The organism is Mesorhizobium oxytropidicola, from assembly GCF_056174625.1.
In genome coordinates, this window is the sequence record NZ_CM149692.1 from 5,824,225 (window position 1) to 5,840,584 (window position 16,360).

A 16,360-nucleotide genomic window follows, 5' to 3' on the forward strand; every position below is an offset into this window, starting at 1 on the left:
GGAGGCTCCGATTGCGGAGAAAGGGAGATGATCACTTTACGGCAAAAAGTAACTGGCGCGCCTCTATCGCCTGCGCGCAGTCGGCCTGGACCCGCAAAACCTTAAAACTTCATGGTTCGTTCGATTTGGAGGATCATATGAACGATCGGATGTTCGACGGCGCCGTCTTCGTCAAAAGCGGCAACAATCTTGTCCAGGAAATCGCCTGTCTCGAGGACGCTCTGGAATTCCTCTATGAATGGCCGGAGGACAGGCGTGGCCCTATCCACCAGACCGCGTTGCGCGCCTGTCAGCGGGCTTTCGATAGCGACTATCCGCTGTCTGCAGCCAGAGACGCGTTCAGCGGTTTTGCGAAAGCAGCCAGAATCCTTGAGGAAGTTTCGATGACGATGCCGTGGATGACGGGCAAAGGTGATCAAGGCGGAAGAGTGACTGCCTAGAAAGGAGGTCAATGATGCTATCGAAACCTTTTGAAAAACCCGTTCGCGTGTGGGTGGGATTAGGCTTTCCCCGCCAACTCAACACGGTCGCAGACGCCTATCAATTCGCAGCGGAATGGTGTGGCAACAGCCCCGAGCAGAAAGCGGCCATACGCGCGTGCAAAGCCGCGTTGATTGGCGATGTAGAACCCGAGACTGCACGAGGCATCTTCATAGCGTTCGCTCGCAAGAAGGACATTCTCATGGAGGACGGCATTGAGCCTGCACCTTCCAGGAACCTGAGCCCGCGCCACGTCTAAAATGCAGAAAACGAGGCGGTCGCCATGACTGGTGGCCGCCTCCCTAGCTAAGTGGACGAACAGCGGCGCCAAGCGTCGCCCGAGAGAGCATGGTCGATGACGAAGGGAACTGAAATTAGACAGCCTGTCCACCAGGTAACCGCAACTTCATATGACGCCGACTGCCAGGATGCTTTGACGGCCGATCTTGATGATCTGATAGACAGAGCCGAAGCCGCCGGTTGGAACCGGACGCGCATAGCTTCAGCCATCATGTACTTGGCGGCAAAGAGACTGACTGCGACGTCATAGACGCGGAAGCTCGCCGCGAGGGCTGAGGCTTCGGCGGGGACCAGGAGGCCACCAACGCGCGCTCCGCCTGTGTCAGTCGCCACCGCTGCCGCCACCCACGCCCCCGCTACCGCTGCCGCCACCCTCGCCGCTAGCATGCTCGCCGCTCTGGTGCTCACCGCTGTCATCCCCGGATTTCTCACCCTGGTCGTCACCACCCTTTTGCTGGCCGGCAGCCGCGCTTTCGTCACCATGGTGGCCATCGCTGGCTTCGGTTTCGACCGCATCATCATCGTTCCGATCGCCGGTGATGACACCCTGCCCATCATCGTTTGGCGCATTGACGGTCGCTGGACCGCCGTGATCGGAGACCTGACTTGCGAAGGCATTAGCTGCCGTGAAAATCCCCAGCGCACCGACAGAAGCCGCTAACAGCAAGGGGAGCCTTTTCATCGTTTCCTCCAATGTCGGCTTGCCAGCCACCGTGACTGGTTCCGGCTTTTATTTTCTCGGCACATTACGGCGCGCTTAAACGCCAAGGAGTAATTTTAGCGATCGCTAATTTTTGGAGCGATCCATTAGCGATTACGCGCCCTCGACTTTGCCGCCTAGCTCCTCCTATGCCTCGCTATCGGACTGGGCGTCGGCATCCTCCCGCTAGCGCCCCAAGGGCTGCTTTGAAAGCGAGACAAGTTCAGCCTCGTCTTCGATGCCGGCCATGTAGTTGGCGATGATGCGGGATGCGATGGCGTCTCGCGCTTCCGGCGACTGATTGTCGAGCCTCAAGTGCTCAAAAACCCTGCCGAGCAAAGCCACCTCAGATGGATCGAAAATACCTGCCTCGGTCGCCTTTTTTCGTATTGGCATGTTTGTCCTCACGCAAATCCCGCAGCGATGTTCAATTGCGAGTGGGTAGCCGTCGACCTTCGCTTCGCGAATCCAGCCGTCGCTTTCCGAAGGATCCTTGACAAAGGTCGGCATCCAGGGCGCGACGCACTTCCAACGCATGCACGGAACTCTCACGAGAAGGTTCAATAAGCTTGGGCTAAAATAGTTCCGGAACTCTAACGCGGGCGCCATCTGCCCATCAGCGCCAGACGACGGGGCTCCGGTCGCCTGGAACTTCTGTGGCGAAACGACGTTCCGCTTTTTTCAAACGAAGGAGGTCGTCATGGACTGGAACCGCGTGGAGGGAACTGGAAGCAGGTGAAGGGTAAGGTCAAAGAACAATGGGGAAAACTCACCGACGATGACCTTGATCGGATCGCTGGCAAACGCGATCAACTTGAAGGTAAAATCCAGGAGCGCTACGGCATCGAACGGGATCGCGTCCGTCGCGATATCGACGACTGGTACAGGAGGCAAGGTTGGTAAGAGCCCGCCGCCGCATGCGCGGCGGCGCTTCATTGCCTGTCTGGTTGGCGGCGCCGTCTTACCATCATCGGTATGTTCAGCGGTTGGAGAACACTGGATTGAGACGCGCTGAGAGAACGACTAGCCGGCGGGGGGTGGCTGTCCCGTTCTGGATGTCCGCGGTTGCGGCATCGCCTGCTGGCAACTTCCCCCGTTACGGCTCTCGCCTGCAGTTATTAGAAGGCGGGCTCGGCGCGCCCGCCTTCGACGTTCAACCTACATTCAGCCGCCCATCATCTTTGCCATGGCGCAGAAATCCGCGTGCGACTTGTTGATTGTGGTGTCGCCGCAGTCTTTCAACACCGCCTTCTGTTCGTCGGGTTTCATGGCCATCCACGCGGTCTTGAAATCCTTTTCCGTCTTCAAGGTTTTCATGCCGGCATCAGTGAAGAACGGCGACATCTTTGCCGGGTCGTCGAGCGCGGATGTACTGCCAGCCAGAGCCGAACCAGCCATGATTGCAAGCACCATCGCGCCCGCTGAGAGCGTCTTGATCATTGTTTCCTCCATGGTTAGGTCATCCAGCGTGACCTTCCGGAAAAACGTCATCCTCTGAACTCGGTTCCACCGCTTTTCCGGCTTCTTTGAGATTGAAAAACGTCTCGCCTATTGTCGGGTTCGAGACACGCAATACGATGTCGAAGATCGGAAATGGCAGCGTTTGGCGCTGATGCAGTCGTCTGTCCCTGAACGCCATGCGGCCTGCTGTCAGGACGATGGGGGGCGAAAGGCCATCTTATCCCGACGCCGCGCCGGCGACTGTTGGCGCTGTAAGGAAGACGGCGCATAACCGCAGTTCTGCGCGCGTCCGCAACCGCGGACGAGTGTCGCGCGTAGAACGTAGGAAATTCGCCCCCGCTGTGGGCGGTGAACCGGACAGCCGTAGGAGCGTTCTCTAATTGCGGGCCTAGGGTCAACCGCTTTCTAGCCTTGCCGATGTTCATAACGTGCACAGCGTCTGGATCGAGGTGCAGCCCGACCAGGTCGGCAGGGTGACCTTCACGCAGCTCCTCGGCGGTCAGCCTACGGCGCTGAAGTGTCCGCAGAACCTAAATAGCCGCTCACGCCTTTCATTGCCGGCTCGCTCTGGCAACACGTCGATCGCCAGATAAAATTCCTACTGGCCCTGGACGAATGACCTGCCTCCTGCCGGTTTCAGCGTTCTCTTCGTGGTCGAACAGTGCTCGCCACAGCATGGCATCGGACGCTGCGGCTCCCAATGTCAGCAACGCAGTCCGCTCCGATAGAAGGGCTGCATAGCTCCTAGCGGGTTTGCCGCTGCTCGTCCCGGCAAGGGACAAGTTTACCGTCGAGCGACGGATTTCTTCGGGTTCACCTCCATCTTCACGCGGCTGCCTCAGCTCCAGCGGCCGACCATCGGAAGGATACGCCATCCACCCACATGCGATGCATGACTACTGCCAGCTTTCGTGCGACGGCGATCTTTGCCTTCTTCAAGCCGCTCCGCTTGGCGATCCGGAGGCCCCAGGCTTTGAGTGCCGACCACTTCTCCACCCTTGTCAGGAGCGTGCCGGCGGCCTCAAATAAATAGGTACGGACAAGACCGTCTCCGCATTTCGAGATGCCCCTGTTGCGATCGATTTCACCCGACTGGTAACATCGCGGTGTCAGGCCGAAGTACGCGCCAACGCTTCTGGATTTCGCAAACTTGGAAGGATCATCGACCGCTGTCACGAACGCAAGGGCCGTGAGGACGCCCACGCCAGGAATGGCCATAAGCTGCCGGCACACAGCACTCCCTCGAGCACGGCTCATCAGTTGGCGGTCAAGCTGCCGAATCTGCTCCTTCAGGCAGGAATTGACGCACAGCATCGACCGGACGGTTTGATTGAGCATGGGGTCGCTATTGTTGCACGCCTCATCCACGAGCCGCTCGAACGGCTCGCCCGTTCGTCTTGACAGAACGACGCCAAAAGTTTTGAGAATGCCCCTGATCTGGTTGGTGACCTCTACCCGCATTCCGACGAGTTGAGCTCGTGCTCCAAGCATCGAGCGGGCCGCGTGGCTGTCGAGACTCTTTACCCCGACCTCCCGATACCAGCCCGCCTTGACGATCTGGGCCAGTCCATAGGCATCATTCTTGTCGGTCTTGTTTACCTGACCACTCATGGTCGCCTGCGCGTGGCGGGAATCAAGACACAGCACCGGTAGCCCCATCGCCTTCAACGCGTGCCAGTGCCAGGTGGACAGGGGACCGCTTTCGAGCCCAATGCGTAGAACATCGGGTGCTTTGGATCTGATGTTTCCGGCTATGTCTTCTGGCGTCGATAGGCACTTTCCTTGCCAGACAAGCTTACCGTCGCTGCCGATAACGCACAGGTGGGTCATCTCCTGCGAGACGTCTAACCCAACAAATTGGTCCATGTTGGCCTCCATGAGAATCACTGACGGCGAAGAATTTAGCATCGCCCGCAATTACCCCATGTCAGCATAGGGCCGGCCGCAGGACGGGACGCGGGACCGACTGTCCCGTCCGCAGCGGTCCATGTGTTTGAGAGATCGTGCCCAGTGCGGCTGGCCAAGGGTCCGCGATCGCACCATTTCGGATATTTTAGTCCATTCTAACTTGTTGTTTGGCGGCGTGACCAATGCCGTCACGGCCAGTGCGGGCTTTCAGGCAGTTGTCTTCACCGGCAAACCGCGCTGGCCACAGCTCATCCCCGACCGCTTCCAGCCGTCCAAAAGTCGGCGGTACCTCCTTCTAAACTGCCCTGCGTGCCGACGCCTAATGCTGGCTCCCGCGTGGCAAAGCGCGACGCCGACGAGCTTGCTATCGCGAACTTGAATTTCAGCAGCAAAAAAATCCGCGCCGTTTGCTGCCAACCAATCCCCCATCCCGCTAGCCTGTCTTGATCTTTGGCGGCTCCGCGTTGGCAATAGCGAGGAAAATGCTTTCGAGCAGATCCTTGTCGCGGAAGGGCTTGCCGAGCAGCGGCACGTCCGTCGGCCGATCGGCGATTTCCTCCGCGTTGGCGTAGCCCGTGATGATAACCGCCGGCCAATCGGAGCGCAGATTGCGTGCGAATCGGATGACGTCCACTCCTGATACGAGTGGCATGGCGAAGTCGGTAACGATGACGTCGAAATCGTGGGGGGCACGTTCGATCATCGCCAGCGCCTCCGCCCCTCCCCCCGCGCAGGTAACCTCAAAACCGCGCTGGCGTAGCGCCTCGGCTGTCAGGTGGCGCAACGCGTTACTGTCATCGATCAAAAGGATGGACGGGCGCTCGCTGCGGGCTCCTGGAAGCATTTGCTCGATATCGGCTTCCACTGACGGAGTGGCGGGTTCTTCGACCGAGCGTGGTAGCCACAGTTGCATGGATGTTCCACGATCGACGACGCTGTCGATACGCAACGTGCCGCCGGACTGCTTCATAAAGCCGTAGACCGTGCTGAGACCTAGACCCGTTCCCTTCCCAACGGGTTTTGTGGTGAAGAAAGGCTCGATGACCTTTGTGAGAATATCAGGTGCGATGCCGGATCCCGTGTCTCTGACCGTCACAACGACATAGTCGCCTGCCGGAACGTCCTCCGATCGGTTTGCAACCGAGCGATTTTGCGCGTGAACGGATATTGTTCCTCCAGAAGGCATGGCGTCGCGCGCATTGAAAACAAGATTCATCAAGGCAAGCTCAAGTTGTCCGGCGTCGACGCGGACCGGCCATACCGTATCGTCGATTTGCCAATCGAAGCGGATAAGACCTCCTAGAACGGGGGCCACCAAGCCGTTCATGGTATCGCCAAAGGCAGCAAGCCGCACCGCTTCGGGTTTTAGAGTTTGACGGCGCGAGAAGGCAAGCATCCGAGCGACGAGATCGGTGCCTTGGTTGGCAGAGCGCCGCAGCAGTTCGACAACCTGTCTTGCCTGATCATCGAGTATACCACGGCGTTCGAGCAATCCTAATCCGCTCAGAATAGCAGCGAGCAGATTGTTGAAATCATGAGCCAAGCCACCCGTGAGCTTGCCGATTGCGTCAAGACGCTGCGATTGCAGCAGCTGATCCTCGAGGCCGCGCCGCTCGGTAACGTCAAGGAACGTACCGAGTATCTCTGGCTCGCGGCCGTCCGAGCCGTTCGACATCACACCCTGGTCAAGAAAGATGCGGTATTCGCCGTTGGCGCACTGCCAGCGGAATTCGCACGTGTAGGAGCTGGTGGTTTTTGCCGCCAACAGCGCTTGTTCCAGCCTGGGTAAATCCTCGGGGTGGACCCGGCTGAGTCCGAAGGCCGGATCCGAAGTCAGATCTTCAGGCGAAAACCCGGTCAGGCGCTCGACACCCTTGGTGACAAAGCGCGCCGCGAAGGGCGGCGCGGCTGCCCGCGCATGGAAGCAGACCGGCAGCGAACTCAAAATGGCATCCTGCCGTTCCTCCGCGTTGCGCAGGGCCCGCTCGGCCTGAAGCTTGTCCTTCTGCGCCTGGAGCGCCTGTGCCAGCAGTGCCTGCTCGGTCGCAGCCTTCCGCTGGATTTCCAGCGTCTTTTCGTGGAGTTCTACGAAAACCGCGACTTTCGAACGCAGCATGATCGGATCGAATGGCTTGAACACATAGTCGACCGCGCCGGCATCATAGCCGCGCAGCATGTGAGCCTCCTCCTTGTTGATGGCGGTGAGGAAGATGATCGGCGTGCGCTTGGATTGCTCGCGCTGGCGGATGAGCGCTGCCGTCTCATAGCCGTCTATCCCCGGCATGAGGACATCCAGGAGGATGACGGCGAAGTCCTCCTTCAGCAGATAGCGCAACGCCTCTTCGCCCGATTGGGCGCAGATAACGTCGCCGGTCGAGGCGAGCACTTCGCTGATCGCCAGAAGATTGCGTTCATCGTCGTCGACGGCAAGGATCCGTGCCCTTGTCGGTCCCTCGGCCAATTGCCCCGCCTCAACTTTTCCTATCCTGTTTCTCGGAGGCTTTTGCATGGACCAGCCGTCAGTTCACTGCCACGAGCATTTGTTCCGGGTTCTCCGCGCGTGCCCGGGAACGACCTATCCAGACGCGAAGCAATGCCAGCAGCAGATCAAGATCGACCGGCTTGGCGATGTAATCGGAAGCACCGGCGTCCAGACATTTCTGCCGATCGCCCTTCATCGCTTTGGCAGTAACGGAAATGAGCGGGATGTGAGCGATCGCCGGCGTCCCGCGAATGCGCCGCATCGTCTCGTAGCCATCCATCTCCGGCATCATGATATCGATCAAAGCTGCATCAACATCGGGAATCTGTTCCAGCAGCGCGATACCGTCTCGGCCGCGTTCCGCATGCAGCACCTGTATATCGTAGGTCTCCAGGACACTGGTGAGCGAGTAGATGTTGCGGATATCGTCGTCAACGATGAGAACCTTCGCCCCCGCCAGATCGGACTTGCCGGTCTGTTCGGTTTCTGGTCCGTCCTCTTCTCCGCGTCCTTCTCCCGGCAGTGTTGCCGAGATATGTAGCGCCAGCTGAGCAAAATTCTCAGCCCGCGGCGCATTTGCAAGCGCGGGGTTCAACGCCAGCACCTGTTCAAGCGCATCAGGATGAGGGGCAAAGAACAGTAGCTGCGGCAAAGCTTCGCCGAATTGGCCAGTGACCTCGTCCAGCGCTTGTGCGTTGTCTTTGGCTGAGCGCCCGCAGCCGAGCACCACGGCATCGTATGAAGCCATGCCGATGTCATCCGCGTTTGCCGCGAAGCGGCCGATCGCAGTGACCGAGGTCACGCCGTCGCGGATCGCTTCAACGAGCGATAGCCGGCGCTCCGGATCTGGGTCGGCTACCAGGACGCGACGCTGAATGCGTAGCTTCCTGGAATGGATATCCTGAAACACCTTCATCAGTTCATCGGAGGAGACAGGCTTGGTGGAAATGCTGGACGCCCCCTTGCGCGCAAGACTTCCGATATCCTCGGCGCCCGAGATGACGTGGACGGGAATGCCCTTGGTCTTTTGATCATGGCGCAACAGGTCGAAAAGCACCCAGCCGTCGATATCCGAGAGCCCGAGATCAAGCGTAATGGCGTCGGGAACCAGTTTGCGAGCCAGGGCCAGGGTGCCGGAACCGGCGTTCGACAAGACGCCTTTAAGGCCGGCCGAACGCGCAAGACCAAGCAGCAACCCGCCAAAGGTCGGATCGTCCTCGACGATCAGCACGACGCGATCGGTCGGCGCGATGGAATCGCGGTCGTCGATCAGCTCTGCCGAAGGCAGACTGCCGAGCGACGCCGGCGCGGCACCAGCGTCCGCTTGCGGCGGTAAGGCCGATTGCGCTGCCGCGACCCGGGGACCGGTGAACGGGATGACAAGGGTGAATGTCGAGCCCTTCCCCGGCGTGCTTTCAACCCGCAACTCGCCGCCAAGCAAGCGCGCAATCTCCCGGCTGATCGAGAGCCCAAGCCCGGTGCCGCCATATTTGCGGCTGGTGGTGCCATCGGCCTGTTGGAAGGCCTCGAAAATCAGTTTCTGCTTGTCTTCTGGAATGCCAATGCCGGTGTCGGTTACAGCAATCGCCAGGGCCTTCGCGGGGTGCGCCGAGCCGTTGCGCCGGCCGGTCTTTTCAACTCGGAAGTTCAGGCTGACCTCGCCCTCCGAGGTAAATTTGAATGCGTTGGAAAGCAGGTTCAGGACAATCTGCTGCAGGCGCTTCTCGTCCGTGCGGACAGTTTCCGGGAGAGCCGGGTCCACCTTGATGGTGAAGCCAAGGCCCTTGTCGGCTGCCAACTGACGGAACGTACGTTCCATATGCTGACGCAGATGCGTCACCGGCATATCGTTGATGTCGATGGAGACAGTACCGGACTCGATCTTCGACAGATCGAGGATGTCGTTGATGAGGCTGAGGAGATCTGTGCCTGCGGAGTTGATCGTGCGTGCAAACTCAACCTGTTTCTCGTTGAGATTGCCTTGCTGGTTGGTCGCGAGCAGGTTTGACAGAATGAGCAGCGAATTGAGCGGGGTACGCAGTTCGTGGCTCATATTGGCCAAGAACTCGGACTTGTACTTCGAGGTAAGCGCCAGCTGCTCGGCTTTTTCCTCCAGAGCGCGCCGTGCCATCTCGATTTCGAGGTTCTTGTTTTCCACCTGCTTCTTTTCGTTTTCGAGCAGCTGCGCCTTTTCCTGCAACTCCTCGTTCGTCGCATGCAGCTCTTCTTGCTTCTTTGTCAGTTCGGTCTGGCGCGCCTGCAGTTCGGAGGTCAGTAGCTGCGACTGCTTGAGCAGTCCCTCGGTGCGCATCGTCGCGGCAATGGTGTTGAGAACGATGCCGACGGACTCCATCAGCTGATTGAGGAACGACTGATGCGTGTCGCGGAATTCCCCGAACGAAGCAAGTTCGATCACGGCTTTGACCTCATCCTCGAACAAGGCGGGAAGGATGATGACGTTGGCCGGCGAGGCGCTGCCGAGACCTGACGTGACGCGCAGGAATTCCGGCGGCACATTGTCCAGCACAATGGCACGCTTGTCGGCAGCGCTTTGCCCGACCAGACCTTCGCGCAGATCGAGACGCTGTTTGATGGCGGCCTTGCTTTCGGCGCCATAGGACGCCGCGAGCTCAAGATAGGATTCCTCTTCATCGCGATTGGTGACGTAGAAGACCCCATATTGCGCGTTCACCAGCGGGGCGAGCTCGGACATGATCAGCCGCGAGACGGTGGCAAGGTCGCGTTCGCCCTGGAGCATCCGCGAAAATCGCGCGAGATTGGTCTTCAACCAATCCTGCTCGGCATTCTTCAGCGTCTGATCCTTAAGATTGCGGATCATTTCGTTGATGTTGTCCTTGAGCGCGGCGACTTCACCGGAGGCTTCGACGCTGATCGAGCGGGTGAGATCGCCCTTGGTCACCGCCGTCGAAACCTCGGCAATGGCACGCACCTGGGTGGTCAGATTGGCAGCGAGCTGATTGACATTGTCGGTGAGGTCGCGCCAAAGGCCGGCGGCGCCAGGCACACGCGCCTGTCCGCCGAGCTTGCCTTCGATGCCCACTTCACGCGCGACATTGGTCACCTGGTCGGCGAATGTAGCGAGCGTCTCGATCATGCCGTTGATGGTGTCGGCCAGCGAAGCGATTTCGCCCTTCGCGTCCACCGTCAGTTTGCGCCTGAGATTGCCCTGCGCGACCGCTGTCACGACTTCGGCGATGCCACGCACCTGATTGGTCAGATTCGTCGCCATCAGGTTGACGTTGTCGGTCAGGTCCTTCCAAGTCCCAGCGACGCCTTCGACGCGGGCCTGGCCACCAAGCTTGCCCTCGGTGCCAACCTCGCGCGCCACGCGGGTCACCTCGCCGGCAAAGGAGTTGAGCTGGTCAACCATGGTGTTGATGGTCGACTTGAGCTCAAGGATTTCGCCCTTGACGTCGACCGTGATCTTTTTGGAGAGGTCACCGCGCGCCACAGCGGTTGTCACTTCGGCGATGTTGCGCACCTGGCCGGTCAGGTTTTCAGCCATCGAGTTGACGTTGTCAGTGAGGTCCTTCCACGTGCCCGCAACGCCGCGCACCTGCGCCTGGCCGCCAAGCTTGCCTTCGGTGCCGACCTCGCGCGCCACACGTGTGACCTCCGACGCGAAGGAATTGAGCTGGTCCACCATCGTGTTGATCGTGTCCTTCAATTCCAGAATCTCGCCGCGGACGTCGACGGTGATCTTCTTCGACAGATCGCCAAGCGCCACAGCCGTGGTCACTTCGGCGATGTTGCGCACCTGGCCGGTCAGGTTCGCGGCCATGGCATTGACGTTGTCCGTCAAATCCTTCCACGTGCCGGCGACGCCACGCACCTGTGCCTGGCCGCCCAGCTTGCCGTCGGAGCCAACCTCGCGCGCAACGCGCGTCACTTCCGATGCGAAAGAATTGAGCTGATCCACCATCGTGTTGATGACGTCCTTGATCTGCAGGATCTCGCCCAGCGCATCGACCGTGATCTTCTGCGTCAGGTCGCCAGTAGCGATAGCGGTCGCCACCTTGGACACGTCGCGCAACTGCACCGTCAGATTGCCGGCCATGGCGTTGACGTTGTCGGTCAGGTCCTTCCAGGTACCGCCAACGCCTTCGACATGAGCCTGTCCGCCGAGCTTGCCTTCCGACCCGACTTCGCGCGCGACGCGCGTTACTTCCGAAGCGAAGGAGTTCAACTGATCGACCATCGTGTTGACGGTATCCTTGAGCTCCAGGATTTCGCCCTTGACGTCGACGGTGATTTTCTTGGACAGGTCGCCGCGCGCCACGGCCGTCGTCACCTCGGCAATGTTGCGCACCTGCCCGGTCAGATTGGCGGCCATCAGATTGACGTTATCGGTCAGATCCTTCCACGTGCCGCCGACGCCTTTGACCTCGGCCTGGCCGCCGAGCTTGCCTTCGGTGCCGACCTCGCGCGCCACGCGCGTCACCTCCGAGGCGAATGAGTTTAGCTGGTCGACCATCGTGTTGATGGTGTCCTTCAACTCCAGGATTTCACCTTGAACCGCCACGGTGATCTTCTTCGACAAGTCTCCAGAGGCAACCGCAGTCGTTACCTCGGCGATGTTGCGCACCTGTCCGGTGAGGTTTTCAGCCATCGAGTTGACGTTGTCAGTGAGATCCTTCCAAGTGCCTGCAACGCCGCGGACCTGCGCCTGGCCGCCAAGCTTGCCTTCGGTGCCAACTTCGCGCGCGACGCGCGTCACCTCGCCGGCGAAGGAATTGAGCTGATCGACCATCGTGTTGATGGTCGATTTCAGCTCGAGGATTTCGCCTTTCACATCGACCGTGATCTTCTTCGAGAGGTCGCCCAAGGCGACGGCCGTCGTCACCTCGGCGATATTGCGTACTTGGCCGGTCAGATTCTCGGCCATGGAATTCACATTGTCGGTCAGATCCTTCCATGTCCCACCGACACCTTCGACGCGCGCCTGGCCGCCGAGCTTGCCTTCGGTGCCGACCTCGCGCGCCACGCGCGTCACTTCCGAAGCGAAGGAATTCAGCTGATCGACCATCGTGTTGATCGTGTTCTTCAGTTCCAGGATCTCGCCCTTCACGTCGACCGTGATCTTTTTCGACAGGTCTCCGGATGCAACCGCTGTCGTCACCTCCGCGATGTTTCGCACCTGGCCGGTCAGGTTCGTTGCCATGGCGTTGACGTTGTCGGTCAAATCTTTCCACGTCCCGGCAACACCTTTCACGCGCGCCTGGCCCCCGAGTTTGCCTTCGGTGCCGACTTCGCGCGCCACGCGCGTCACCTCGGACGCGAAGGAAGCAAGCTGACCAACCATGGTGTTGACGATCTTGCCAATGCGCAGAAATTCACCGCGCAGCGGTCGGCCGTCGATCTCGACCATCATCGTTTGCGATAGGTCGCCCTTGGCGACGGCACCGATGACCCGGGCGACTTCAGCTGTGGGCTGGACCATGTCTTCGATTAGATCATTGACGGACCGGACACTGGATTCCCAACTACCAGTGGCGTTTCGGACGCGGCCACGTTCGCCTATGCGTCCATCCTTGCCGACAACCTTGCTGAGCCGCTCGAATTCATGCGTCACCTGATCGTTCAGATCGACAATCTCATTGAAGATTTCTGCGATCTCGGAATCGATGCCTTCATAGATATTGTCGATGCGGACGGAGAAATCACCGCGCCGAAAGGCTTTTAGAGAATTCAGAATGCTTCGACGGTCCAACTGCTTTTTGGATGCCTGCACAGTCACAGCGCCACTCCCAGCCCTAAGATTAGATTGCCCCTGCGGCCAGATGGTACATCCCGCCGCAACCGGAAACGCGGCACTTCCACGTTTGTTCCGTGGGCAGAGCTGCCGCCACACCATGAGGTTCTATTTCGGGTGAAGCCCGCGTCACCAGACGCCAATCAGCGCCGCAATGCCAAAAGGACTTTCCCTCCAATGCCTGACCGCCGGCGTGGGACTCGGCATCCCCGACGGCCAGACCCTGGACAAGGGCTTGGGCCTCCGGTCCAGCGTGGGTCAGCTATCTCTGTCGGAATGAAAACGCCGGAGACCCATCATAAGCGCGGTCATCGTCGCGCTCGCGCACGCTACCGCAAGGACGGCGACCACGCCTGCAGAGTCGGATCTTTTCGTTGCGCGGAATGCGACGTTTGTTGCTGGCACAGCACTGTGAACCAGCGGGGCCAGATCCGACCTACTGCCGTGTCGAACGGAATAGGCGCGCGTGAATTCGGCGCCGAGAAGAAAAATTTCTGATGAGTAGTAAACCCAGAGGAGTATGACGAGCAGCCCACCGGCCGCCCCATATGAGGACGCGACCGCGCTGGAGCCGATATACCAGCCGATAAGCGACTTCCCGAACGTGAACAGGGCAGCGGTCACAACGGCACCAATGCCCACGTCGCCCCATTCGAGGGTTCGATCAGGTAAAACTTTGTAGATTGCGGCAAACATCACCGAGATCAGAGCAAACGAAACGATCGCGTTAATCGTGCCAAGGACGATTGTACCAAACGGCAGGTGAGCGTTGAGGAGATTTCCCAGCGCCGATATCGCTGCGCTGGCAACGAGGACACGAGTAACATGAAACCGAGCGCGGCAACCAACCCCAGACTTGCTGCACGAGCACGGACCAGACGCGACAGGGAATTTCCCTGAGGTTCAACCTTCCAGATCGTGTTTAGCGATTGCTGCATTTCCCCAAAGACACCGGATGCCGCCACCAACAAGGTGGCTACCCCTATCACCGCGGCCCAGCTTCCGGATAACCTATTCGAGGCGCTCTGCAGTGCTGTCTGAAGGAGATCCGCGCTTTCTGGGCCCATCAGCCCCGACATCTGGGCGGACAAAGCCAATCTTGCTGCATCCTGACCAAAAACCAGTCCTGCGATAGCAACCACAATCAGCAAAATGGGTGCTAACGAGGTGGTCGCGTAAAAAGCCATTGCCGCGCCGTGACTAAGAGCATTGTCGTTGACAAATCCGACTACGCTCTCTCTGACCAAGTCCCATGCATTTGTGATCGAGCGGCGCATTTTGCGTCCATAGGTAGTTGCAGCATTTTCAGCAGCGTTCATGAGCAATGCGCCAGAACTTCCGGTGTTCCGATTAGCGCTCTGGACGCTATACGCGGCGTGGTTCCCACAGGCGCACCATTGCTTACTCCTGACCGCCGCCATCCTTCGAGCCACCGAAATAATCGCCGGCTACAGCCATGAGCACCAAGAAAGCGGCGGAATACCTGGCGAAGCCGAAGGACTGCGCCGCTGCCAGTTTTGCACCGCGCGAATGCTGGCTAACGAATTCGGAAGCGGCGCTCTGGAGTTCTTCTGCCGCTTTGCCGAAAAGCTCACGCTCTTTCGCGGTCGCCTTGAACGAACGACCGATAACGTGGCCGATCAAAAGCCCTCCCGCGGAACCGGCGAGTACCTTTGCCCGAGCCAGGTTGCTGATGCCCTTGCGCCGGCTCCCTGCGTTCGGAACGCTTACATGACCCGCGTGCTTCCCGCCGCTCGATATTTCCGAGTGCGGCTCGGACGCGTTCACGAGACCGTTGGCGCCTTCAGCGCTTTTTCTGCCGGCATCGAAAACCGCTACGGCCCCCAAGGCTACCGCCGCCACCGTGCCGCCGTTTTCCTTGATGGCGTCTGAAACGCCACCAACGGCCCCGACCATCTTGTCCTTTGCGTACCGAGTGGTCATTTCCACCAGATGATGGGGTTGCAGACGCCGGCTTATCTCGGCGACAGGGGCAAACAAGGCCTGCCGTTCGATCCGCATTTGCCCCATGATCTCGCTGAGATCATCGTTGCGTCGTGCCATAACGTATCCCCTGCTTCAATGCGGCCAGATCGCTGCGCACCTGATTGACGGTCTCGACAGGTGTTACGGTCCATCCAACCAGCGCTCGCTTGGCCAAATAAAGAGAGAGCAAACCCCCGGCAATCAAAACGAGGCCAACTATTAGACAGGAAAACATCGCGCCTATACCAAAATAGATCATCGCCAGGATGAGAAACTCTACGAAAGCGAAAGCTCCCAAGACAAAGAGGATGCCGGCTGCCACCCCGCATGCGCCGGAGGAGACGACGGCCGATGCCTTGCATCTCATTTCCGCCTCAAGCAGGCGGAAATCCAAGCGAATCAACGAGGCGATTTTTTCAAGCGCTTCGTTGATGATGCCGCCGAAGGGCTGACGATCTATCCCATCATCCATCTGACGAGCCCTCTCAGGAACGATTCGAACTGCTCATGATGCGGGTCAGCACCACACCTGCGAGGATTCCCACTCCGAAGAACGCCGCCGGTTGGCGCTGTGCGAACTTGGTAACGGAGTCGAGCAATTCCCCGACGTTACGATCTCTTATGTCGGTGGAGATTCGTTCGACGCCTTCGGCCGCACTACGGACCATGCCCGCGACCTGAGGCGATTGCTTTTCTATGCCGTCAGCAGCCTCCTTGACAGAGTGCGCGATGTTCGCAATGGCGTCGGCACCAGCGGTTTTGTTCGTCTCGACTGCTTCCTTGAACGCGCCCGCCGCATCGGAGACGACTGAGCCGGCATAATCCTTGGCATCGGTCGATACTGAGGCCGCAGCGGTTTTCAAGTGGGCCGCGGTCTCGGACGCGCTTGTCTTCAACTTGTTGAGGGCCTCCTTGCTTTTACCGGCACCGCTATCGTCGGCCCGCCACTCATTCTCGTTCGGTGCACTGGACCCGGGGAAGCCGCTTGTCTCTGGCGTGTTCACAATGTTTCACTCCTGTTGTTTTAAAATGAACTTCGCGATCAGCGTGCGGTTCCTGCCTTCGCAGAATATTCCCATTGCACCTCTTCCACTGAAGGCTGGCGCTTCGTGCGGTAAGCGTGAGCCCGGTCTGGAGCTCGTCTCGAATAAACACGGGGCGAGACCTCGGTGGCGTGGAACAACTTAGAAATCGCGTTTTGTCGTAGGGCAACCTGCGCGGCGATTGCGGTCCAACCTAGTCGGCGGCCGGCGACCACGCCGACCCGCTC

14 protein-coding genes and 1 pseudogene are annotated in these 16,360 nt (G+C 59.3%); 4 read left to right on the forward strand and 11 right to left on the reverse strand.

From position 1 onward, the window contains the following. The first annotated feature begins 11 nt into the window (after positions 1-11). The 3 genes from AC0V8S_RS29390 to AC0V8S_RS29400 all read left to right on the forward strand — a co-directional run bounded on the left by AC0V8S_RS29390 (position 12) and on the right by AC0V8S_RS29400 (position 1,441). Complete coding sequence (locus tag AC0V8S_RS29390) at positions 12-440, forward strand: DUF982 domain-containing protein (RefSeq protein ID WP_475434938.1); 429 nt, start codon at positions 12-14, stop codon at positions 438-440. Positions 441-451: 11 nt separating this feature from the next. Next, entirely contained in the window at positions 452-739 is a 288-nt protein-coding gene (locus tag AC0V8S_RS29395) for a DUF982 domain-containing protein (protein ID WP_475434939.1), read from the forward strand. A 426-nt stretch (positions 740-1,165) separates the two neighbouring features. Next, a complete protein-coding gene (locus tag AC0V8S_RS29400; protein WP_475434941.1) occupies positions 1,166-1,441 on the forward strand; it encodes a hypothetical protein in 276 nt (91 codons plus the stop codon). Between the two features lie 225 nt (positions 1,442-1,666). Here the strand turns inward: AC0V8S_RS29400 and AC0V8S_RS29405 are convergent, their stop codons facing one another. Beyond that, on the reverse strand, positions 1,667-1,876 hold the full coding sequence (locus AC0V8S_RS29405) for a hypothetical protein (protein WP_475438719.1): 210 nt from the start codon (positions 1,874-1,876) through the stop codon (positions 1,667-1,669). Between the two features lie 304 nt (positions 1,877-2,180). Between AC0V8S_RS29405 and AC0V8S_RS29410 the strand changes: the two are divergent. Next, positions 2,181-2,383 (forward strand): annotated as a pseudogene (locus AC0V8S_RS29410) (CsbD family protein). A 261-nt stretch (positions 2,384-2,644) separates the two neighbouring features. On the opposite strand, the gene AC0V8S_RS29415 reads toward AC0V8S_RS29410, so the two are convergent. From AC0V8S_RS29415 to AC0V8S_RS29460, 10 genes are all read right to left on the reverse strand, one after another. After that, positions 2,645-2,920: a hypothetical protein gene (locus tag AC0V8S_RS29415; protein ID WP_095199110.1), complete on the reverse strand. Its 276-nt coding sequence runs from the start codon at positions 2,918-2,920 to the stop codon at positions 2,645-2,647. A 19-nt stretch (positions 2,921-2,939) separates the two neighbouring features. Then, the gene (locus tag AC0V8S_RS29420) at positions 2,940-3,119 is read right to left on the reverse strand and encodes a hypothetical protein (RefSeq protein ID WP_475434942.1); all 180 of its coding nucleotides are present in this window, start codon (positions 3,117-3,119) and stop codon (positions 2,940-2,942) included. A 647-nt stretch (positions 3,120-3,766) separates the two neighbouring features. Further along, positions 3,767-4,807, reverse strand: a complete 1,041-nt coding sequence (locus tag AC0V8S_RS29425; RefSeq protein ID WP_475434943.1) for an IS110 family RNA-guided transposase — start codon at positions 4,805-4,807, stop codon at positions 3,767-3,769. A gap of 475 nt (positions 4,808-5,282) precedes the next feature. Next, entirely contained in the window at positions 5,283-7,310 is a 2,028-nt protein-coding gene (locus AC0V8S_RS29430; protein ID WP_475434945.1) for a response regulator, read from the reverse strand. Positions 7,311-7,368: 58 nt separating this feature from the next. Continuing rightward, positions 7,369-13,083, reverse strand: coding sequence for a hybrid sensor histidine kinase/response regulator (locus AC0V8S_RS29435; protein ID WP_475438720.1), 5,715 nt, complete (start codon positions 13,081-13,083; stop codon positions 7,369-7,371). Between the two features lie 279 nt (positions 13,084-13,362). Beyond that, complete coding sequence (locus AC0V8S_RS29440; protein WP_475438721.1) at positions 13,363-13,899, reverse strand: YihY/virulence factor BrkB family protein; 537 nt, start codon at positions 13,897-13,899, stop codon at positions 13,363-13,365. After that, positions 13,809-14,423, reverse strand: a complete 615-nt coding sequence (locus tag AC0V8S_RS29445; protein WP_475434946.1) for a YihY/virulence factor BrkB family protein — start codon at positions 14,421-14,423, stop codon at positions 13,809-13,811. The genes AC0V8S_RS29440 and AC0V8S_RS29445 overlap by 91 nt, the downstream gene beginning before the upstream one ends. 82 nt (positions 14,424-14,505) lie before the next feature. Next, positions 14,506-15,168, reverse strand: coding sequence for a hypothetical protein (locus AC0V8S_RS29450; protein WP_475434947.1), 663 nt, complete (start codon positions 15,166-15,168; stop codon positions 14,506-14,508). Then, positions 15,149-15,562, reverse strand: coding sequence for a phage holin family protein (locus AC0V8S_RS29455; RefSeq protein WP_475434948.1), 414 nt, complete (start codon positions 15,560-15,562; stop codon positions 15,149-15,151). Before AC0V8S_RS29455 ends, AC0V8S_RS29450 begins: the two co-directional genes overlap by 20 nt. Positions 15,563-15,575: 13 nt before the next feature. Then, on the reverse strand, positions 15,576-16,094 hold the full coding sequence (locus AC0V8S_RS29460) for a hypothetical protein (RefSeq protein WP_475434949.1): 519 nt from the start codon (positions 16,092-16,094) through the stop codon (positions 15,576-15,578). Between the last annotated feature and the right edge of the window lie 266 nt (positions 16,095-16,360).

What these genes read in the sequence shown, in the direction of transcription:
- AC0V8S_RS29425 (WP_475434943.1), bottom strand. Translation starts at nt 4,807, where the DNA reads ATGGACCAATTTGTTGGGTTAGACGTCTCGCAGGAGATGACCCACCTG.
- AC0V8S_RS29450 (WP_475434947.1), bottom strand. Translation starts at nt 15,168, where the DNA reads ATGGCACGACGCAACGATGATCTCAGCGAGATCATGGGGCAAATGCGG.
- AC0V8S_RS29445 (WP_475434946.1), bottom strand. Translation starts at nt 14,423, where the DNA reads ATGAACGCTGCTGAAAATGCTGCAACTACCTATGGACGCAAAATGCGC.
- AC0V8S_RS29395 (WP_475434939.1), top strand. Translation starts at nt 452, where the DNA reads ATGATGCTATCGAAACCTTTTGAAAAACCCGTTCGCGTGTGGGTGGGA.
- AC0V8S_RS29405 (WP_475438719.1), bottom strand. Translation starts at nt 1,876, where the DNA reads ATGCCAATACGAAAAAAGGCGACCGAGGCAGGTATTTTCGATCCATCT.
- AC0V8S_RS29415 (WP_095199110.1), bottom strand. Translation starts at nt 2,920, where the DNA reads ATGATCAAGACGCTCTCAGCGGGCGCGATGGTGCTTGCAATCATGGCT.
- AC0V8S_RS29420 (WP_475434942.1), bottom strand. Translation starts at nt 3,119, where the DNA reads ATGGCGTTCAGGGACAGACGACTGCATCAGCGCCAAACGCTGCCATTT.
- AC0V8S_RS29400 (WP_475434941.1), top strand. Translation starts at nt 1,166, where the DNA reads ATGCTCGCCGCTCTGGTGCTCACCGCTGTCATCCCCGGATTTCTCACC.
- AC0V8S_RS29455 (WP_475434948.1), bottom strand. Translation starts at nt 15,562, where the DNA reads ATGGATGATGGGATAGATCGTCAGCCCTTCGGCGGCATCATCAACGAA.